This is a genomic window from Parafrankia soli, from assembly GCF_001854695.1.
Lineage (GTDB): Bacteria > Actinomycetota > Actinomycetes > Frankiales > Frankiaceae > Parafrankia > Parafrankia soli.
The window spans coordinates 1-18,634 of record NZ_MAXA01000180.1 but is presented as its reverse complement, the minus strand read 5'-3'; the positions used below and the strand labels follow the sequence as shown (position 1 = coordinate 18,634).

Below are 18,634 nucleotides of genomic sequence, written 5' to 3'. Positions count from 1 at the left end.
CACGAACGGGGCTGGCGAATCCGGCCATCGTGGACGCAATAGTTTCCGCATCCTCGTCCCATCCTTGTCAAATTGTGTGCATCGAGATTCGCCGCGCCCGCCGGGACCCGCACCGGGTGCCGCCTGGAACATCGCTTTTTGATGCGCTGCAGCGGTGTGGTCAGAATGACGCCCTGAGGTTACAGATCATCTCCAGTGTCGACATCGGCGCTTTTGTTGCCGGCCGGGAACGACCTGGGCGGTCGTCCCGGTGGTCGCGACCGCTCCGTCACTCAGGCGGCGCCGTGACCGGAACGGCTCCGCCGTCCAAGCGCGCCCGCAACCGTCGGCCAGAGGTGCTGACCGGCGTCCCCGGCCCGACTCGACATGCCCGACAGAGGGCGGGTGAGCAGACAGAAGATCGCTTCACGGAGACGGGACGACTCCGACCTAGACAGCGTCTAACAACTAAGGCAAACCTAAGCCAGCGACCATCGATCGTCAAGAAGATCTGACAACCTTTACACAGGATCACAATGCCAGCACGGCACCAGGCACCAATATCACGGAACGCACATCGAGCCATACGCTCGGACTTCATCGACATCAGGAACATCACCGGGCCACTCGCCTCCACCGGTCTGTCCGGAAGGCGACGAAGGCTTGTGTTCCACGGGAACCCCGCTACGCCTGCCGGCACGAGCCAGCCGGCACGAGCCAGCCGGCACGAGCAGCCGGCCCCAGCACCGTGGCTCCGCGGGCCCGCCCGCGCCGGTGGAGCGGCCAACGCCCCGAGCACACCCGCGCCGGCCGCGGCCCCCACCGTGAACCAGCTCTCTTTCTCCGGGCCAGGACGCGGGCGGCGCCGTTTCAGCCACGCTCCGACAGGCGGTTCACCAGGGTAGCCATCCCCATTACCCGCCAATCACCGCCAATCACCTGCGGCCCGGGCGGTATCAAGGACACGGGTAGGCTGCGAAGGCCGCTGTCCGAGATTCCGTGCTCGCGAATCCCGCCGAGAGCAGATGGCAGACGGCGGCAGGCAGATAAAGGCGAGCGGATCCGCGCCGGAAGAAATCGTGCCCCGCGCATACCCGAATGAGCCGCTGTTCCCACACCCTCGGGTACTTCGGCAGAAGGTGCGAGAAGCTCATGCCTGGCACGCGAACCGCGGCCCCGGAAAGCACCGCGACGCGGGTTGCCCTGTGGCGGGCCATGCACGTCCAGGTCGACCCGCGGCCGCACGTGTTCGAGGACGAGATCGGCCTTCGGCTGGTGGCCCCGGGCGACGACTGGCGCGCCCGCCCGGACATGGACCAGCACGCGACGCGCCGCACCCGGGCGTCCATGGTGGCCCGCGCCCGCCTCGTCGAGGACCTGGTCGCCGAACAGGCCGGCCGCGGTGTCAGCCAGTACGTCATCCTCGGAGCCGGCCTGGACACCTTCGCCCAGCGCCGGCCGGAGATCGCCTCGGGCCTGCGGATGTTCGAGGTCGACCAGCCGGGCCCACAGGCCTGGAAACGGCGGCGCCTCGCCGAGATCGGCTTCGGCGTCCCGGAATGGCTGCGGTTCGTCCCGGTCGACTTCGAGGTGGGGCCGTCCTGGTGGAAGCGGCTCACGGCCGCCGGCTTCGACCCGACGCGCCCGGCCGTCGTGGTCTGCGCCGGCGTCACCATGTACCTCACCAGGGACGCGACCACGGCCATGCTCCGCCAGGTCGCCGCGCTCGCCTCCGGCTCGACGCTCGTCACGACGTTCCTGGTGCCGCCGACCCTCGTCGAGCCGGCCGAACCGCTGGGCCGTCGGAGTCATCGCGGGGACTTCGGCGGTGGGCGCGCGCACCCTGGAAGCCGGCGCGCCGTTCACCGGAACGGTGCCGACCGCCGGCTTTCCCGCGTGATCCCTGGAGCTCCCGTGCCCGCTGTGCCGTATGACGTCAATGCGTCCCTGCTGCAGGCCGCCGCGTGCTCCGAAAATGAGATCAGCACGCTAATCAATTCACTCACCCTGGAAAGAGCCGCGCCGTCGATCCTCGACGAGACGGGAACCCGGACGGTTATGACCCGACTCAAGGAGCTTCTCAACGGCCTGCACTACCCGGAGTACGAGGACACGTCGGTCTACCAGCCGCCCGCCACCAACCGGGGAGTCTCGGCCGTGCATTTCTACCGGAACATAGTTTTCATCGAGAAAGGCCTCAACACCGAGATCGGACCACCGGAATGGACGCCACGCGTACCCGTATGACCCGGAACCGACGGCGCGCGAGGAACCGCATAACGGCCACCRCTGGCGATCAGCTCGTCCACCACCCGGTCCACGTGGCCCGGCCGGCGGTGACCGCCGACGACGAGCACCCGCACACCGTCGACGACGAGCACCCGCACACCGTCGACGACGAGCACCCGCACACCGTCGATGACGGGCGGCCGCACCGGGACATGGTCTCCAGCCTCACCGAGGCGCAGGCCCCGGCAGCGCAGGCAGCGAAGCGCCCAATCGGCGGCCACGGTCAGTCCTGCGGGCTAGATTCCCCTCCACGCCCGAGGCGGAAGGAACATGACATGGCGGAGCAGAGGAGCTGGGACATCGTCACCGGCCCCGGGCTGACGGTCCTTGGTATAGCCGCGTCCCGGACTGTGGAGCCGTCGATGCCCGACGCGCTCATCGACGACCCGTTCGGGGCCGCGTTCGTCCAGGCCGTAGCCTCATCCGTGCCGTCCCGCTGAATTGGCCCRCCGCGGGCGAGCCGGTGACAGACCGGCAGGCGCTGTCTCCGCATACCTCCCGCTACATCGGCGTGCGCTCGCGGTTCTACGACGACTTCGTCCACGACGCACTTCGCGGCGGTGTCGGTCAGGTCGTTCTTCTCGCCGCGGGCCTGGACACCCGTGCGTTCCGACTGGGCTGGCCCGGCGACGTCACGCTGTACGAACTGGACCAGCCGCAGGTCCTCGCGTTCAAGGACGACGTGCTGCAGCGCAAGCAGGGCGCGCCGTCACCGCCGACTCGGCGGTACAGCTCGGCGCGGGCGCAGCGGCGGATCCGGCCGAGCTCCGGGCCGCTGGCGGTGTGCTCACCGATGCGCAGATGGAAGTGCCAGGCCCCGAAGTCGACGGTGACGTAGCCGTCGTACACGCCGATCCGCCGCAGCGCGTTCGGCGCCGCGACCTCCCAGGCAGCGCCCTGGACGATCACGCCGAAGCCGATCTGGCGCCAGTGGTCGGTGAAGATCTCGGTGACGAGGGACAGCAGGGTCTCGGTGTCGGTGGGCAGCGCAAAGACGTGCAGGGTGCCGTTGCCGAGTTCTTCGGTGACCCGGTATTCGGTGTCGGTGGTCAACGTCGTGTCCTCTCCGCGGCCGGGCTCAGGGGGCAGTCTCCGCAGGTACCGCCGCCCGGCACCCGGTAGAACAGGCAGCAGCTCCGCCGGACCACCGAGGAGACCGCCAGTCCGCCGTCGGAGGTGACGGCGTGGACGGTCGTACCGGCGAGCGGCGGTGTCGCCAGCAGCGCGGCCGCCATCCGGGGAACGTCCTTCGTGCGGGTGACGAGCGGGGAGGCGGCCAGTACCCGCGTCGAGCCGACCAGCGCGGACGCGGCGTTGCCCCAGAGCAGGCGCGGGGCGAGCCGGGTCTCACCCCGCAGGGCCGTGAAGTAGGGCCGCAGGTGGTCCTCGACGACGATCTCGCGGAGCAGGTCGACGGCGTCCGCCAGGCTCTCGACGCGCCAGCCGGCGGTCTCGTCCACGATCAGCCGCACGGGCGCGGTGAGCCTCGGCTGCACCCGGAGGCGGGGTGGGGGCAGGTCGGGGACGATGCCGGCGGTCGCCCAGCAGCCCAGGGCCACCGACCAGAGCCGGGCGGCGTGGCCGAGCGCGAGGGTGGACGCGGCGACCCGTCGTTCGACGCCGCCAAGCCGTTCGTTCACTCCGTCGACCGCGGCGGCCAGGGCCGCCCCGCCCCGGTAGAGCTCGTCGACACGAACCGGCACCGGCCCGGCCCCACCCACCTCGCCGGCACCGGCACCGGCACCGGCACCGGCGAGATCGACCGCGATGTCGGCCTCGAAGTAGGGACTGATCTCGGCGAGCCTCCGCAAGGCGCTCGCCACCTCGGCGGCGGACACCGCCGACGCTCCCGTGACGGCCGGCACCGCTGCGGCGACCGGCACCGCCCCGGCGGTCGGCACCGCCGGGGCGGGCCGCCGCCCCGCTCCGGTCATGTCGGGCTCGCCCGTCACACTGCCTCCCGCAGCTCGAAGGTCCTGGTCACCGGGTCAAAGCGCAGGTCGTCGCCGTCGAAGGTGGTGTTCACCGCCCCGGAGGCGATCACCTCCGCCGGGCGGCCCGTGTGCAGGGTCCCCGTCCGGTCGAGGAGCCACACGCCGTCGGCCACGCGGAGCGAGAGCTCGAGGTCGTGGGTGGAGACGACGACCGCGAGATCTCGTTCCCGGGCGAGGCGGCGCAGCAGGGCGGTGACGGCGACGCGGGACGGTGCGTCGAGGAAGGCGGTCGGCTCGTCGAGCAGGACCAGCGTCGGTTCCTGGGCCAGGGCGCGGGCCATCATGACCCGTTGCCGTTCGCCGTCGCCGACCTGCTGGGCCGCGTCCGGCCCGATCCTCAGCTCCACCACCGGTCCGGCCAGCCCGCCCGCTGACGCCCGCCGGCCGGCAGGCGAGCCACAATCCGACCTGCTCGACCTCACCGCGCTCGCCGACCGCCACGTCGACGAGCTCTCCGGCGGCCAGGCGCAACGTCGTCACGTCGGGAACCCCGGCCGACGTCTACGCCGCCGACCTCATCGAAACCGTCTACGGGCTCCCCGTCGACGTCGACCTCCGCGACGGAACACCCGAGGTCAGAGCCGCCCTGCCCATTCCCGGTGGGCGGCGCTGACGCCTCGCGCCTGGGGAATGGTGGAATGCCTCCCCACTGGCGGGGCGCCGACGGCGGCGTAACATTGGACTGGAGCAACAGCCACCCGGGTCGTGACCCGCGAGCGGCGCCCATCCCGGGCGCACCTGTGGCCCTTTTACGGAGCGACTTGATGGACTCCGACAACCTGCTCAAAGCGATCCAGCCTGAGCCGGCCGCACTCGGCAGACACTACGGCTCCTGCGACGGCAAGGCCGCCCTCGCCCGCGAGACCAGCCCCGGCAGCTGGCAGGTGAAGGTACGCGATCCGATCAACCGCCTGGCCGGCCACGACGGCTGGATGATGCTCGGCACCGGCTGGAGCACCCTGGCCGAAGCACGCGCGGCCACCGGGCTGTCCTAGACATCAGTACCCCTGGCCGCAACCTCGTCAGCCAGGCGGCGGGCCGAGGTCGCGAGCGGTCCAATGCGAGGACCCACTGGCCGGGCCAGGTGCCCAGGGCCGGGACTGGAAGTCCCCGAAGGAGCCCAGCGCCACGCTTTCGGGGACGGATGCCCCGTGGACCGCCGAGTGGTCGGGTTTCACGCCCGGCCTGCTCGAACGGGGCCGCCGGGCCCTCCGTCAGCTGGTTTTCGTCGGGTTCACGGCTGGCACGCTGCCGGGGTGGCAGACCCTGAAGGGTGCGGCGCTTCCGCCCCAGTGCACGACGCGTCCCGACCAGAGCGGGGCGCAGTTGTCGGTGGTCAGAGCTCGCAGCGTGGTTCCATCATCGATGCCGTTACCGAAACACGAGTCGAAGTAGACGTAGGCCTCGTGGACTGAGCCGCCCGTCGTCAGGCGGAGCACGATCCCGGTGTTTCCCCACGTGTTCTTCGCGCAGGTGTCCGGCGTGTCCGGTCCCCCGCCCACCGGCGCGGCGTTGATCGCCGCCAGCAGCGCGGTCGCCTCGGCCCCGCCGAGCTCGCGGGAGGCCAGGAGCCCAGGGCTGCCCACCGGGCTGTTCAGGTCGTAGTGGCAGACCGCGATGGTGTCCACGGCGTCGAGCTGGGCCACGTCGAACGGCGCGGGCGGACGGACGAACCCGCCGGCCTGGATCGGCGAGCTGGCGGCGCAGCCGTGGTGGTCGACCTCGGCCTGGCGCGCCGAGGCGATGATCCGCCCGGCCTCGTCGAGGTGCGCCTCGTCCGTCAGGACGAACACCTTCGCCGAGCCAACCGTGCGGACGAGCCGGCTCCAGCCGTTCGAGCTCACCCGCCCGTCCGGCACCTTCTCGATCCCGCCGGCGGCGGGCGTGGCGGCGAACCAGACGTGCGGCGACCAGTACTCGCGAGGCACGCCACCGCCGTGCAGGTCCGGCTCCTCCTCACCGCTGAAGCAGCCAAGGGCCATCTCGGCCCGGTAGGGGCCTCGGCTGTCGACGTATGGCTTGTCGGGGAATGCCTCCGGCCGGCCCTCGACCGCGGCGCACCAGTCGCCGCCCGGTGCCGGCGCGGGCTCCCAGGAGGCCGGGACCTCCACCACCAGGTCCCGGAACGACTCCAACCGCCAGCCCGGCTCCGACGCCTCGGCCGCCCCGTGTCCGCCGGGTGCCGCGCGTTCGCCGGGTGCCGCGCCTTCGGGCCCGTGCCCGCCCGTCACATCGCCGCCCGCCGGCCCGCAGGCCAATGCGATACTGCCGATGACCAGCGCTGCGGGGCCGGTGCCCACATCATCTCTCGCGGACCACGCCGTCTGCCGTAGCGGGCGACATGGTCCAGCCAGGTCACAGCAAGCCGACGCGACGCGCGGACCGGATGGGTTCCCATGGCGGTACCGACGCGCGGTCACGGACGTCGGTTCCACCAATGTCCGAATACCTTGATGGCCACCTGGTGGCGGTGTTCCAGATCGTGGCGGGGGTTGGTCAGGCCAGGTCGTCCGGGCGCGGATCCGCCGCTTCGAGACGGGTGAGGTCGGCTCCCGAGACGTCCAGCGGAATGGTTGTCAGGCGGGCGGACAGGCGCTCGACAGTGGAGACGACCCGCTCGAGATCCTCGCCGTCGAGGAAGGCATGGAGGCTGTCCGTGATGCTCTTGGCCAGGTCGGCGGCGAAGCTGAGGCTCGGCGCGTGGTCCCAGGCGGCGCTGTCGTAACCGCCGCGGGCCAACGTCAGGATGCTGGCGAGATCGCGGGCCAGGTCGACGGCGACGGAGCGAGCCTCGTCGAACTCGGCGTCGCGGCTKGTGACATTGTCACGCGGGATCACTATGCCCGAGGAAGTCGCCATTTCGAGACCCTCCCGCAGCGACCTTTCGAGGCTGCGTGCCTTCGCGCGAGCGGCGAGGATCTCTGTCACGAGCGTGTGGTTCTTGACCGGTCCAGGCTGCGCGCCGGACTCCGGTCCGGGCCCTGGATATGCGGCGCCTGACCGGTGTCGTGGTGCTGGTACCGGAGTCGAGGGCGAGGCGGGGCGAGCCGGTTCGGGGGCTGGCAGGGGCGGGCGTGCCGCGGACTGCGCGGGAAAGGCCGGCGTGGCGGCGGGTTTCGCCCGCCCGGCGTGCAGGATCCTGATCTGTTCGGTCAGCCGGGCGGTGGCGGCGTCCGCGGACAGGCCGAACAGGTCGAAGGAGACGATCTGTCCGAGGAGTCCGGGCCGGGGGCAGTCGGCGATCCTGATGGGGATCAGATTCCTGGCGAAACCCAGCGGGTCGGCGGCCTGCGCCGCCTGCCATTCTGTCTGGCCGTAGACGGAATTCAGATAGGCGTGCGACAGCAGGGCGATTGTCCGGGCGGCTTTCATGATCCCTTGCTGCATCCCGGCCATCCAGTTGGTGCCCGGGATGAAGTCCCAGGCCTGCACCAGCACCCGGTAGCCGGCTTCCTCCAACTGCCAGGCGATCCACTCCGCCCATTCCTGATCGGCAGCGGTGTAGGAGATGAAGAAATCCGGCGAGTCAGACAAACCAGGCACGTTTACACGCCACCCGTCGTCGAGGACCTGTTGACCCGTGAGTTCGGGACGGCGACTGCAGTCTGGTCCTRACGGCCCGCAAGTCTGGTCCTGACGGCCCGCATAACGCGGATCATAACGACCATCGGGGTCCGCCCGCCGGGCCGGCTGCGCGGTCTCCATGCCAGGTCGCGGTGCTGGTCTTCAGCGCGCAGGTCCGGCTCGACGCCGCACACCCGCATGATCTCCATCGCCGGGCATGCACGCCACGCGCCCTCGGCAGCAGCGACTTGGCACGCCTCTTGTCCACCAGCGCAGATCGCCGCCGCCGCGCGGAACCTGTTCGCCGCGGACGGCTACGTCGCGACCACGATCGCCGCGATCGTCGAGGCCGCCGACATCCCCGCGCCGACGATCTACTCCGCGTTCGGCGCCAAGGCCAAGATCCTGCGGGCCATCGCCTGGGGGGTGACGGCGACCCTCGACGTCGACGCCAGCCACGAGGAGGCGATCGCGCGACCCGACCCGGCCCAGGGCCTGCGGCTCGCCGCGCACCTCGCGCCCGGGGTCAGCGGCGGCGGCGGCGGCGACATCTACGTCGCCCTCGTCCTGCCCGAGATCTACCGCACCCTGGTGCTCGAACGCCGCTGGACCGTCGACCAGTACGAAACCTGGCTCGCCGACACCCTCATCCACCAGCTGCTGCCRCACAGCTGAGGCGTCGAGACCGCTGAGGCGCAGGGAACCACCATGATCGGAGTGGCCTCCGCCGTCGAGAAGCTTCCGCTCCGCCGTGTCCGGTTCCAGCCGCCCTCTCGATCACGACTGCCCGTGGACGGACCGACATAATCAGGTCACAGAGGAGCAGAAGCACCACGGCACGAACCCATCCGACCGCAGCGCAGCACCACCGACGACGAGAGGCCGCGACGTGAGTCAGACCCCACCGCCGTTCCGCTGGAACAGGATCACGGACGAGCTGAACCCGGTCGACCTCAAGACGGACCAGCCGCACTCGGCGCGGATCTACGACTACTACCTGGGCGGCAAGGACAACTTCCCGGCGGACCGCGAGGCGGCGGAGCAGGCGCTGACCGTCGTCCCGAACGGGCGCGTCGCCGCCCGGCAGAACCGGGCCTTCATGCACCGGGCGACCCGCTACCTGGCCGCCGAGGTGGGCATCCGCCAGTTCCTCGACATCGGCACCGGCATCCCGACCTCGCCCAACCTGCACGAGACCGCGCAGGCGATCGCCGCCGACACCCGGGTCGTCTACGCCGACAACGACCCGATCGTGCTCACCCACGCCCGCGCGCTCCTCACCGGCACCGCCGAAGGCCGCCTCGCCTATCTCGACGCCGACCTGGCGGAACCCGAACGGATCCTCAACTCGTCCGAGCTACGCGACACCCTGGACCTGACCCGACCGGTCGCACTCAGCCTGATCTCCGTCGTGCATTTCCTTCCGGACTCCGCCGACCCCTACAGCCTCGTCCGCCGGTATCTGGACGAGCTTCCGTCCGGCAGCTATCTGGCCCTGACCCACCTCACCGCCGACTTCGCGCCGGACGAGATCGGGCGGATGGCCGCCGTCTACGGCCAGCGTGGTGTCGTCGTCAACCCGCGCTCCCGCGCCGCGGTCGAGCGTTTCTTCGACGGCCTCGAACCGGTCGAGCCGGGCGTGCAGGCGGTAAGCCGCTGGCGCCCGCAGGACGTGGACGACGAGGTGACCGACGCCAAGGTCAACATGTACGGCGGCCTCGCGCGCAAGCCCTGATCTCCCGACGCCGCCACCCCGGGGTTTCCACGCTGCCCGCCGACCCGAACAGCCACTGCAGAAAGCACTCCACCGAAGGTCAGCCGGGGCAGCCGGCAGCGTTCGCCGCGACTGATCGACGACCTCTCCGAGGGTCGCGGACTGCCGGGAGTTCCGACCAGGAGAACTCGCCCCACAGCCAGGGCTGGCTGTGGTCTCTGCCCAGGGAAAACGTCTTCGCTCGGCGATGATGAGCCGGTGCTGATCGTGTGCCTCTGGTGCGTCGAGGAGATCCTGATGCCGATCGTCGGGGCGGCCGGGTACTGCTCGTGGGACTGTCAGGAGGCGGCCGTCCACCGCCCCGCTGCCGACGACGAGCTGGCGCCTGCCGCTGGCCGGCCCAGGTTACCGAGGCGGGTTCGGGTGCGCCGACGGCCTGTTCGACCGGCCCTGCGCGATTCTTGAGGGCTCCCTCTCGGAGGCACGCCCGGTCTGCCGGGGTTGAGGTGTTACTCGTGCGCGGACGACGCCGGCCGCCAGCGGTGGTGTGGCGTCCAACCCAGCAGGGAGCGGGCGCCGGTTGTGTCGATCAGCGACCGGAACGGTTCGTCGTCGTACTCGGGGCCGCCCTGCCACGACACATGGGGAAGAAGCCGTCCGACCAGCTCGCGGGAGCCGTGTTCGGCCGAGGAGATGTCGGCGGCGCACAGCAGGAACCGGTGATGGCCGGCCAGCGGGACGGTCAGCGCACGCTCGACCGCAGTGGCGAGGTCGCGCACGTCGAGGAAGGCGCCGTACTCCCAGATCGGGGACCACTCGAAGGAGGGGTTGTCCCGTCGGGCCTGCCGGATCGCGGCGTAGGTCGCCGCGGTGAACACACCCGGCGGGCGCAGGCAGACCGTGGCGATGCCGGTCGTTGAGGGGAAGGTAGGCGGGTTCGCCGCGACCGCCGAAGCATCCCAGTATGTGCACGCTGCTCATCAGGATCACCCGGGACAGGCTGTGGCGTTCGGCTGCCCGCAGAACGTTGCCGGTGCCGAGCACGTTGGTCTCGAAGATCAGCCTGTCTGATCCGGTGGTGGCGGGTCCGAACCGTGCCAGGTCCGGGTCGGTGACGGGTTCGTCGACGGCGGCCAGGTGCGCGACCGCGTCGCAGCCGGCGCAGGCGCGTTCGACAGCGGCGGTGTCGCGGACCTCGTGACCGTCGACGAGGTCGAACCCGACGATCTGATGCCCAGCCGTGGTCAAGGTGGCCGTGACCGCCATGCCCACAGGGCTCTGGTCGCCGGTGACGAGGACGCGCACAGCGTGAGCCAACCAGCCGGACGCTGTCTCAGCGAACCCATTTCGGGCTGGCCAGGCTCGCGAGGCCCCCGCCGGACTCGCCCGGTAACCGAACCGATGGACGGTTCGCGACGGCCCTCCCCTCAGGGCTGGCGTGCCGTCGCTGCGGCGGCGGGTCGTCTTGAAAGCGCCGGTGGGGTGGATGACGCTGGTCGGGCCCCGGGATACACGCCCCGGTGGAAGCGATGCCCCGGCTCTCCTGACGGTGAGTAATGCTCCTGCGGTTCCGCCTTTGACGACCACCTTCTTCCCCCGGCAACAATGGGTGACACCCGGGTGTGGGCCGTCAGTCGGTCGATCCACCGAAGGCGTGAGGATCGGCCGGGCGGAAAAGTGTGCTGCCGGTGGAATTGGCTACTCCGCCCGTATAAACCGCGTCGTAGGCGGAGAAGTCCTCGTCGTAGTTCGTCAGCGCCGTTATCCGAAAAGGTTGCCCATTTTTGTCGATCACCTTGGTTGTCGACTGGCCGGCCGTCGCGATTTTTAGCTGGATTGTGAACTCGCAGTACTGGCGCAATGTCCGGGGAAAGATGGTGACTGCCTGATTCTCGCCGGGACGCAGCGAGATGGTGTACGAGTTGAAGTAGTTTCCGACGAAATTGTCGTGATCGTCGAGGATCTGCGCGGTGCTGCTCTGACTGTCCAGGTCGAAGCCCAGGCGGATGCTCGGGTCCGAACCGGCGGGCGGCGAGTAGAACAGGGTTCCCGTCGCCGGTTCACGGCAGTTTCGGACAGCCTCCATACTCGTGATCACCACCTCGTCATCGGCGGTTCCTCGAAGTACCATACGGATGGTCGCAGCGCGGCCGTCCAATGCCGCACCTTTCTTGAGGAACCAGTTGAAGTACCCCTGCGTGTCGCGCATCTTTTCCACCTCGACCGCGTCCACAGAGGTGAATCGGATGGGGCCAGGGACAACGAATATCTCCGACCCGTCCATCGAGAACGTCACGGAGTCGACGGCTACCGGGTCAGTCGTGGTGGGCTGTGATCCCGCCATCGGAACGAGAATCAGTATGAGCACAAGCAGGCCTGCGCCGCCCCCGAGGGCGAACAGCAGGCGCGCCCGGCGGTTTCGCCTACCGCGTCCGAGCGTGGTGTCACGCCTGTCGGGCGGGCTGATGAAAGCGGAGTTCTCCGGATATACTTTTCCGGCCTCGGTCAGGATGCGCCGCCGGCCGTCCACCAGCACGCCGGCCTCAAGCAAGCGGCTGATTTCCATCCAGAACTCGACGGGGGTGCTTGCCTGCCAGGGCTGTCGTGCCGTCTCCAGGCCGGCGGCCTTGAGGATGATAATAACCTGTTGTTGCTGAGGGAAAGCGGTGGAGAGTGCAGTGATCTCCTCGACCGATAATGCTTCGGAGGTCACTTCGTGACTCCACTGAATTTTGACGCCGCACGCAACTGAGCACGCCCCCCGACACGCTGGACAGTCCTGGCAGCATACCGCACTCCACGTCCTTGACCGCGGCGGCCGCGGCCGCGGCCGCGGCGGCTTACCAGGTCAGCAGGGCGAGCCCGTCCTGATCCTGTATTCGATCCCCTCCCGGTCGTCGAGATCCTGGTGCATGTCATCCAGCTCCAGGCCGGCGAGGAAGAGTGCGACGACCAGGAAGGCGCAGAACAGGAGCAGGAGCGCGGCAGCGGCCACAGAAACCATCCGGCCGTTTGACACGGTCTTGGCTGACATCGGATTTTCGGGCTTCGCCGCAAAGTAGATCACGGGCACCGTGGAACCCACTGCGAAGTCCCCGGGCATCACTTCCTTACGTTCCGCCCCACCGGCGTCCAGGAATCTGACCCGCACTCGATTACTGGCCGCCATCGTGCACGGCTTCGCAGAGCACAACGGGTCACCGGGCGTCCGCGAACTCGACGGCATCCGCCCCACCCGGCAGATCGACTTCCGCGGCGCCACCTGGCTACGGCGGTTCGCCGCACCTTCGGTGAGAGTGTGCGGTTCGATGAAGGAGACTCGCATCGTCGCGTAGATCGGACCGCCGGTGGTGGGCTCCTGGCAGGACGCCGCGCTGGTCGCGGTCGACCTGGAAGGCAGCGGCGCGCAGGACCGCGACCGGGAAGCCATCCTGGAAATCGCGACCATCCCCCTGACCGCCGGCGTCGTGCAGGTCGCAGAGGGCTACCACGCGATGATCAATCCCGGGCGGAGCATCCCACGCCGGCCCTGGATCTCCCCGGGGCTCACGAACGACGCGCTGTCCGGGGCGCCTGCGCTCAGCAGCGTCGAACCAGAGCTCTCCGCCCGTCTGAACAGCCGGATTCTCGTCGGCCACAACATCGCCGTCGACTGGCGGCTCCTCCAGCGGCGCTGCCCGACCCTCCGCCCCACCGGGCTGATCGACACCCTGCGACTGGCTCGCCAACTGGACACCGAGAGGGCAGACCTTTCGCTCACCGCGCTTCTCGACCGTCACACGCTCACCCGGCGGGTGAGCGGGCTGGCGCCAGGAGGGCAACCACATCGCGCGCTGTGGGATGCGGTCGGGGCCGGTCTACTCCTGGCGTGCCTTGCCGAGCAGATCCACGGCGCACGGCCGGTTTCGCTCGGCGAGCTTCAGCGCCTCGCGGCAATCCCGTTCGCCACGCTCACCCCGATCCGACCGGGCGGCGAACAGACCGAGCTGTTCCCCCGTGCCACCGCTGACGGCAGCCCGCAGGTCCGTCTGCGCCGGCCACCGCGACCTTCCCGGAACTCCCACGCGTGGACATGACCAGCTGGCGGGCCCACGCCCGCACCCTGGCGGACCAGGTCACCCATCCCGGCTCCCGCTGGCACCGGGCGCTCGTCGACACACCGCGGCACCGGTTCGTGCCCGCCTGGTGGGACGACAGCGACGGGCCGTGGGCGCTGCGCCGTGGTCCGCTCGCCGGCGCCTACGCGAACCGGTCGCTGGTCACCCGGATCGGCCCGCTGCACGCCGACCTCGCCAAGGACGACGACCACCCGCAGGGCCGACCGACCTCGTCGTCGACCGTGCCGAGCCTGGCCGTGACGATGTACCGGTACGGGCATCTGTCCAGGGGCCTGGACATCGCCGACGTCGGCACCGGGTCGGGGTACGGAGCGGCGCTGCTCGCCCGCCGCTACGGGTCCCGGCACGTCACCACCCTGGACGTCGACCCGTACCTGGTGTCCGCCGCCGCCGGCCGGCTGGCCGCCCTCGACCTGTGCCCGACGGCGCTGACCGTGGACGCCACCGGCCCGCTGCCAGGCACCTACGACCGGATCGTCTCCATGGTCGCGGTTCCCAGCATTCCRCCGAGCTGGCTGGCCGCGCTGCGTCCCGGCGGCCGGCTGGTCACCACCATCCGCGGCACGTGGATCATCCTCACCGCGACGAGAACCCCCGACGGGGTGTTCGGGCAGGTGGAACGGGACTGGGCCGGGTTCATGGATGTTCGCAGCGGCCCCGACTACCCTCCGGTCGCGACCATCGACTTCGACCGGATCGCCGAGCGGGACGGTGAACAGGTGGGCGTCGGCCGGTACCCGGTGCTGCACGTCGCCGACGCCTGGGAGTTGTCCACCATGCTCCACCTGGCCGTCCCGGGTATCGAGCACCGCTATCGCCGCGGGTCCGACGGCCGGCACACCGCGCTCATGGCCCATCCTGACGGGTCATGGGCGCGGGGAACCGCGATCGGTACCGATCCGCCGACAGTGCACCAGGGCGGGCCCCGCCGGCTGTGGGACGCGCTCGACGCCGTCCGGGACGACTGGCTCCGCCTCGGATGGGCCCCGTTCCTCGGCGCGCGGGCGATGATCCGCGACGACGGCACTATCAAGCTCCTCCGCGGCGACTGGCGGGCAACCATCCACGCCGTCCCGACGCCCTAGGAACGAAACGGAGGCCCGGCCGTCAGCGCGGCGAGCATGGCCCCCGCTGACATCGCAGGATGTTCCGCCGCCCGGGCGTGGGTACCGATCCCGCTCCCGGGCGGCGAAACACACGCCCGCCGCGTGCCGCCGTGCGCTCAGCCGACGATGACCGTGGTGATGTCCATCTGGTGGACGGCCGTCGACGTGCAGGCTGTGGCGACCGCCGGCGGGTCAAGCGACAGCGRGTGCGTCGACCCCGGCGGGTTGACCTTCAGGGCCCGGACGGGCGCGGTCTCCCCCGGTTGGTCACAGCCCACCTGCAGGCCAGGCTGCACGGTGTGCAGGACTGCGCGTGCGGATTCGCCTGGCTTCAGGAACACGACCGGGCCTGTCGGGCCGGTGTGGGCGGCCGGGGCGCCGACCTGCTGGCCGTCGTCGCCGACGAAGGACACCTGGGGGAATCCCTGCAGCCAGCAGGCCGCCGGCCCGGTGTTGGTCAGGACGAGCTGCTGGAAGACGTTGCCCGCGCCCGGGTCCGGGCGGGTCGAGCTCAGCGTCAGCGACGAGCCCGGACACATCCCGGACGGACCAGCGGCACCGCCCGACCACATGCCACCGGACGCCATGCCGCCGGACGACATGCCCGCCGGGGGACCGCCCGCCACGGCGCTGGCACCGCCTCCCACGGCCAGCCCGATGAAACCGGCAGCGGTCAGCGCGGTGCTGGCGAGCAGCAACGCCTCCCGGGAACGAGCCGCGTGCCGGCGGGAAACCGGCCGGGAAAGCGGCTCAGGCCGGCCCGGCGGCTCCTGCCGGTCCGGCGATCCAGGCCCGTCCGACGACCGGTGCCAGCTCACCTGCCCCAGCACGCTCGAGTGTCCCGGTCGAGTCGAACGCCTGCTTCTGGTCGGCTTTCCGTGGGTGTGCGGCCCGTTCACGGCGACCTCCCCAGCCCGGCGCCCGGATCGGCGCGACGCCGGAATGCTCATGCGGTGCCTGATACGCATCCAGTTGCGGAGCCTCGGTGAGATTTCTCTGCTGGGCGCGGCACCGCGGCCAGCAACGGTGTCCCGCCTTTGTCGACCGCCTTCCTTCCCCGGTAACGGTGCGTGACACCCAGGGTGCGGGCTGGCCCGGAGGGCGGGAACCCGGCTGGTCCGATCGGGCGGTGCCGGGTAGGACGCAGGTCAGTCCCGAGTGGGTCCCGTCAAAGCACTCCTCACCCGCACCGCTCGGGCCCCTGCAAAACTGGCGGAATGGAGACCGAACGATTCGAGGTACGGCGGCAGATCGCCGCGTCGCCGGAGAGAATCTTCGCGGTGCTGTGCGATCCGCACGGGCACGTCACGATCGACAGCTCCGGGATGCTCCAGTCCGCGCAGGGCGATCCGGTCACCGGGATCGACGACGAGTTCGTCGTCCACATGGACCGGGAGTCCCTGAACGACTTCCCGCTGGGGAAGTACGACGTCACCGTCGTGATCACCGGGTTCGTTCCGAACACCGAGATCGAGTGGACGATCACCGTCAAGGACTGGCCACCTCTCGGGCACCGGTACGGCTACCGCCTCGAAGCGAGCGAGGGCGGCACGCTGGTGACGTCGTACTACGACTGGAGCGCGATCGGTGACGAGTACCGGGAAGGTGTCTTCCCGGTCATCCCGGAGGCCGGCCTGCGGGCCACCCTGGGGATCCTCGCCCGCACGGTCGAACGGCAGCGGTAGCCCGATCTCCGGCGTGGACGTAACCGCGACGAGTCCGGTCAAGCCGGAATGTGGACGGCGCTGTGGGGTCCAGCTGGCGGCGGGGGCCATCCTGGGAGATCGTGCCGTCGAGTCGCCTGTTACCCCGGTGGCTGAGCGCCGGCGGTGTCGACCGGCCCGGCCAGGTCCGGGGTGATCTCGTCCGGGCTTCGGGCACCGACGAGGGTCATGGCGTGCCGCAGCTCGGCGGTGACGGTGCTCAGCAGCCGTTGCACGTTGTCAGCCCCGCCCGTGGCCAGCGCCCACAGGACGGGCCGGCCGAGCAGGACCGCGCGGGCCCCGAGGGCGAGGGCGGCCAGCACGTGGACGCCGCTGCGCAGACCGCCGTCGACGTAGGTCTCGGCGCCGGTGCCCGTCAGAGCGCGGGCGATGCCGGGAAGGGCGGTGGCCGTGGGGACGGCGACGTCGAGCTGGCGGCCGCCGTGGTTGCTGACGACGACCGCGCGGGCCCCTGCCCGTACGGCGCTCAGCGCGTCGTCGGCGCGCAGGACTCCCTTGACGACGACGGGCAGCCGGCTGATCTCCCGGAGCCAGGTGATGTCGTCGAAGGTGAGGTCGGTGGCGATGGCGACGTCCCCCGGTACGGCCGTCGGTAGCAGGTGACCGCCGTACCAGGGCGCGTCGGAGGCGGGGCCGGGATGGGGCCGGTCGCCGACGACCGGGGTGTCGACGGTGAGCACGAGGGCGGCCGCGCCGGCGGCTTCGGCCCGGGCCACGAGGTCCCGGGTGAGGCCGCGGTCACGCAGGACGTAGACCTGCGCCCACCACGGCGCGCCGGTGTCGCGTATCTCGGTGTAGGGCTGGTTGGTCAGGCAGGAGACGCAGACCAGGGATCCCGCCTTCGCGGCGCCGAACGCGGTGGCGACGGCGCCACCGGGCGCCACCACGTGCTGCGCGGCGGTCGGGGCGACCAGGACCGGGGTGTCGACGGGGGTGCCGAGCACGGTCGTGGCGGTGCGCACGCTGGTGACGTCGCGCAGGACCCGTGGGTGCAGCCGGAGCAGTGTCCGACGCACCACCTGCCGCATGACCGTCCGGCGCGGCAGGGCCAGCCAGACCAGCAGCTCGGCGCGCTCCGCGAGCAGACCTCGCACGAGGCCGTACTGCCACTCGTTGGCATCCTCCCCGGTGTGAACTCCGGGGAGGATGCCAAGGTCTTCACCACGTCGACGGCGGAGCTGGGCGCGTACCGCGGGAAGCGGTGGTAGTGGACCGCTCCGGAGGGCAGCACCTCGACGTGGTCGGCGAGCGGCCGGCCGTCGATCGTGATCCGGTAGGTGGTCTCGATCCTCACCCGATGGCCCTGGTAGTCGAACTCCCGCGTGCTCGTCGACGTGCCGTCCCCGGGCCCGTGGTCGTGGTCGTGCGGGGGCTCCCCACATCGCGCAGGCCCTCCCCGGAGAGGAAGTACGCCGCGAGATCCTCCGCCGAACCGCCACCCTGCTCGTCCACGACACCCTCCTGACTGTTGTCGTCCGCATCTCACCAGAGGCACGGAGGGTGAAACAATGCTCACGATCCGTCGGGCTGGCGACAGCGAGGGCGGCCGGCCAGCGACCCGGTCGCGGCACAACAGCCGGGTGTCGAGGATGGTGCGGCGCGCGGTCGGGTGGTCGGGTTCGTTGGTGGCCTGGCCGGGCGGCTGCAAGTCCGAGCAGTTCCGGGACCGGCTGGTCGCCGTCGTCTTCCGCGGTCTTTCGAGGACGAGCCCCGCGCCCGTCAACGCGTTCAGCAGCACGGGTAGCGGGACGTTGACGACCCCGACCCGGGAGCGGATCCCGTCGCCGAGCAGAGGATGTTGCTCGACGCGCTGGTGGTGGCGGTAGCCGGGGTGGACGGTGCAGGTGCCCTGGCTGTCGCGTTCGACGAAGACGCCGCCGAAGCAGGGATGCGCGCCGACGACCACCAGGTGTCCGCCGGGTCGCAGCACGCGGTGGGCCTCGGCGAAAACCGGGGGCAGGTCGTCGAAGTCGGTGCTCGTCATGATCATGGTGGCGGCGTCGACGGACCGGTCACCAAGTGGGAGCCGCTCGGCGCTGGCGACCACCGCGGTGAGGCCCTTGCGGCGGGCAAGGGTGATCTGGGGCGCGGAGATGTCGACGCCGATGGGCTGCCAGTCCAGGCCGGTCAGCGCGGGGGCGTGCGC

General features: G+C 70.6%; 20 protein-coding genes and 3 pseudogenes. 10 read left to right on the top strand and 13 right to left on the bottom strand.

Going from position 1 to position 18,634, the window contains the following annotated elements; genetic code table 11:
* Positions 1 to 1,131 precede the first annotated feature (1,131 nt).
* The 3 genes from BBK14_RS42850 to BBK14_RS42845 all read left to right on the top strand — a co-directional run bounded on the left by BBK14_RS42850 (position 1,132) and on the right by BBK14_RS42845 (position 3,106).
* Positions 1,132 to 2,226 carry an SAM-dependent methyltransferase gene (locus tag BBK14_RS42850; protein WP_338045464.1) on the top strand — a complete coding sequence of 365 codons (1,095 nt, stop codon included), beginning with the start codon at positions 1,132 to 1,134 and terminating at the stop codon, positions 2,224 to 2,226.
* A gap of 89 nt (positions 2,227 to 2,315) precedes the next feature.
* Positions 2,316 to 2,708: a hypothetical protein gene (locus BBK14_RS40085; RefSeq protein WP_241831483.1), complete on the top strand. Its 393-nt coding sequence runs from the start codon at positions 2,316 to 2,318 to the stop codon at positions 2,706 to 2,708.
* Between the two features lie 23 nt (positions 2,709 to 2,731).
* Entirely contained in the window at positions 2,732 to 3,106 is a 375-nt protein-coding gene (locus BBK14_RS42845) for an SAM-dependent methyltransferase (protein WP_338045463.1), read from the top strand.
* On the opposite strand, the pseudogene BBK14_RS42215 reads toward BBK14_RS42845, so the two are convergent.
* From BBK14_RS42215 to BBK14_RS41300, 3 genes and pseudogenes are all read right to left on the bottom strand, one after another.
* Positions 3,028 to 3,321, bottom strand: a pseudogene (locus BBK14_RS42215) (DUF7676 family protein); the annotation flags it as partial. The gene BBK14_RS42845 and the pseudogene BBK14_RS42215 overlap by 79 nt on opposite strands.
* Positions 3,318 to 4,220, bottom strand: a complete 903-nt coding sequence (locus BBK14_RS14640; RefSeq protein ID WP_083390953.1) for a (2Fe-2S)-binding protein — start codon at positions 4,218 to 4,220, stop codon at positions 3,318 to 3,320. The pseudogene BBK14_RS42215 and the gene BBK14_RS14640, both read right to left, overlap by 4 nt.
* Entirely contained in the window at positions 4,217 to 4,609 is a 393-nt protein-coding gene (locus BBK14_RS41300; RefSeq protein ID WP_275078486.1) for an ATP-binding cassette domain-containing protein, read from the bottom strand. Before BBK14_RS41300 ends, BBK14_RS14640 begins: the two co-directional genes overlap by 4 nt.
* Before the next feature lie 417 nt (positions 4,610 to 5,026).
* Here BBK14_RS41300 and BBK14_RS14630 point away from each other — a divergent pair, with 417 nt between their 5' ends.
* Complete coding sequence (locus BBK14_RS14630) at positions 5,027 to 5,257, top strand: hypothetical protein (protein ID WP_071062883.1); 231 nt, start codon at positions 5,027 to 5,029, stop codon at positions 5,255 to 5,257.
* A 219-nt stretch (positions 5,258 to 5,476) separates the two neighbouring features.
* Here BBK14_RS14630 and BBK14_RS14625 read toward each other — a convergent pair whose 3' ends face one another.
* Both BBK14_RS14625 and BBK14_RS14620 read right to left on the bottom strand, forming a co-directional pair.
* Positions 5,477 to 6,562, bottom strand: coding sequence for a hypothetical protein (locus BBK14_RS14625; protein ID WP_071062881.1), 1,086 nt, complete (start codon positions 6,560 to 6,562; stop codon positions 5,477 to 5,479).
* Between the two features lie 196 nt (positions 6,563 to 6,758).
* Complete coding sequence (locus BBK14_RS14620; protein ID WP_083390952.1) at positions 6,759 to 7,967, bottom strand: toll/interleukin-1 receptor domain-containing protein; 1,209 nt, start codon at positions 7,965 to 7,967, stop codon at positions 6,759 to 6,761.
* Positions 7,968 to 8,024: 57 nt separating this feature from the next.
* Between BBK14_RS14620 and BBK14_RS14615 the strand changes: the two genes are divergently transcribed.
* Together BBK14_RS14615 and BBK14_RS14610 are read left to right on the top strand one after the other, a co-directional pair.
* On the top strand, positions 8,025 to 8,501 hold the full coding sequence (locus BBK14_RS14615) for a TetR family transcriptional regulator (protein ID WP_083390951.1): 477 nt from the start codon (positions 8,025 to 8,027) through the stop codon (positions 8,499 to 8,501).
* A gap of 214 nt (positions 8,502 to 8,715) precedes the next feature.
* Positions 8,716 to 9,561 carry an SAM-dependent methyltransferase gene (locus BBK14_RS14610; protein WP_071062876.1) on the top strand — a complete coding sequence of 282 codons (846 nt, stop codon included), beginning with the start codon at positions 8,716 to 8,718 and terminating at the stop codon, positions 9,559 to 9,561.
* A 488-nt stretch (positions 9,562 to 10,049) separates the two neighbouring features.
* Here BBK14_RS14610 and BBK14_RS40070 read toward each other — a convergent pair whose 3' ends face one another.
* The 4 genes and pseudogenes from BBK14_RS40070 to BBK14_RS14590 form a co-directional block, all read right to left on the bottom strand.
* On the bottom strand, positions 10,050 to 10,418 hold the full coding sequence (locus BBK14_RS40070) for an NAD-dependent epimerase/dehydratase family protein (RefSeq protein ID WP_241831496.1): 369 nt from the start codon (positions 10,416 to 10,418) through the stop codon (positions 10,050 to 10,052).
* A gap of 127 nt (positions 10,419 to 10,545) precedes the next feature.
* Positions 10,546 to 10,806: pseudogene (locus BBK14_RS40065) on the bottom strand (NAD-dependent epimerase/dehydratase family protein); the annotation flags it as partial.
* Positions 10,807 to 11,170: 364 nt separating this feature from the next.
* A complete protein-coding gene (locus BBK14_RS14595) occupies positions 11,171 to 12,253 on the bottom strand; it encodes an effector-associated domain EAD1-containing protein (RefSeq protein WP_071062872.1) in 1,083 nt (360 codons plus the stop codon).
* A gap of 135 nt (positions 12,254 to 12,388) precedes the next feature.
* Complete coding sequence (locus BBK14_RS14590) at positions 12,389 to 12,607, bottom strand: hypothetical protein (RefSeq protein ID WP_131802318.1); 219 nt, start codon at positions 12,605 to 12,607, stop codon at positions 12,389 to 12,391.
* 280 nt (positions 12,608 to 12,887) lie between these two features.
* On the opposite strand from BBK14_RS14590, the gene BBK14_RS14585 reads away from it, so the two are divergent.
* The gene (locus BBK14_RS14585) at positions 12,888 to 13,616 is read left to right on the top strand and encodes a 3'-5' exonuclease (RefSeq protein WP_071062868.1); all 729 of its coding nucleotides are present in this window, start codon (positions 12,888 to 12,890) and stop codon (positions 13,614 to 13,616) included.
* A complete protein-coding gene (locus BBK14_RS14580) occupies positions 13,613 to 14,743 on the top strand; it encodes a methyltransferase domain-containing protein (protein ID WP_071062986.1) in 1,131 nt (376 codons plus the stop codon). Before BBK14_RS14585 ends, BBK14_RS14580 begins: the two co-directional genes overlap by 4 nt.
* A gap of 137 nt (positions 14,744 to 14,880) precedes the next feature.
* Here the strand turns inward: BBK14_RS14580 and BBK14_RS14575 are convergent, their stop codons facing one another.
* Positions 14,881 to 15,594: a DUF4232 domain-containing protein gene (locus tag BBK14_RS14575; protein WP_241831482.1), complete on the bottom strand. Its 714-nt coding sequence runs from the start codon at positions 15,592 to 15,594 to the stop codon at positions 14,881 to 14,883.
* Positions 15,595 to 15,981: 387 nt separating this feature from the next.
* Between BBK14_RS14575 and BBK14_RS14570 the strand changes: the two genes are divergently transcribed.
* Entirely contained in the window at positions 15,982 to 16,449 is a 468-nt protein-coding gene (locus BBK14_RS14570; RefSeq protein WP_071062866.1) for an SRPBCC family protein, read from the top strand.
* A 119-nt stretch (positions 16,450 to 16,568) separates the two neighbouring features.
* Here the strand turns inward: BBK14_RS14570 and BBK14_RS35305 are convergent, their stop codons facing one another.
* Complete coding sequence (locus BBK14_RS35305) at positions 16,569 to 17,582, bottom strand: alpha-hydroxy acid oxidase (protein WP_241831481.1); 1,014 nt, start codon at positions 17,580 to 17,582, stop codon at positions 16,569 to 16,571.
* A gap of 196 nt (positions 17,583 to 17,778) precedes the next feature.
* Positions 17,779 to 17,940: a hypothetical protein gene (locus BBK14_RS40060; RefSeq protein WP_241831494.1), complete on the bottom strand. Its 162-nt coding sequence runs from the start codon at positions 17,938 to 17,940 to the stop codon at positions 17,779 to 17,781.
* A gap of 56 nt (positions 17,941 to 17,996) precedes the next feature.
* Between BBK14_RS40060 and BBK14_RS40055 the strand changes: the two genes are divergently transcribed.
* Complete coding sequence (locus tag BBK14_RS40055; RefSeq protein ID WP_241831493.1) at positions 17,997 to 18,314, top strand: hypothetical protein; 318 nt, start codon at positions 17,997 to 17,999, stop codon at positions 18,312 to 18,314.
* A gap of 131 nt (positions 18,315 to 18,445) precedes the next feature.
* On the opposite strand, the pseudogene BBK14_RS40050 reads toward BBK14_RS40055, so the two are convergent.
* Positions 18,446 to 18,568, bottom strand: a pseudogene (locus tag BBK14_RS40050) (class I SAM-dependent methyltransferase); the annotation flags it as partial.
* Positions 18,569 to 18,634: the final 66 nt, after the last annotated feature.

Coding starts and splice junctions, on each gene's coding strand:
- BBK14_RS42850 (WP_338045464.1), top strand. CDS start 1,132: ATGCCTGGCACGCGAACCGCGGCCCCGGAAAGCACCGCGACGCGGGTT.
- BBK14_RS14630 (WP_071062883.1), top strand. CDS start 5,027: ATGGACTCCGACAACCTGCTCAAAGCGATCCAGCCTGAGCCGGCCGCA.
- BBK14_RS14570 (WP_071062866.1), top strand. CDS start 15,982: ATGGAGACCGAACGATTCGAGGTACGGCGGCAGATCGCCGCGTCGCCG.
- BBK14_RS40055 (WP_241831493.1), top strand. CDS start 17,997: ATGCTCACGATCCGTCGGGCTGGCGACAGCGAGGGCGGCCGGCCAGCG.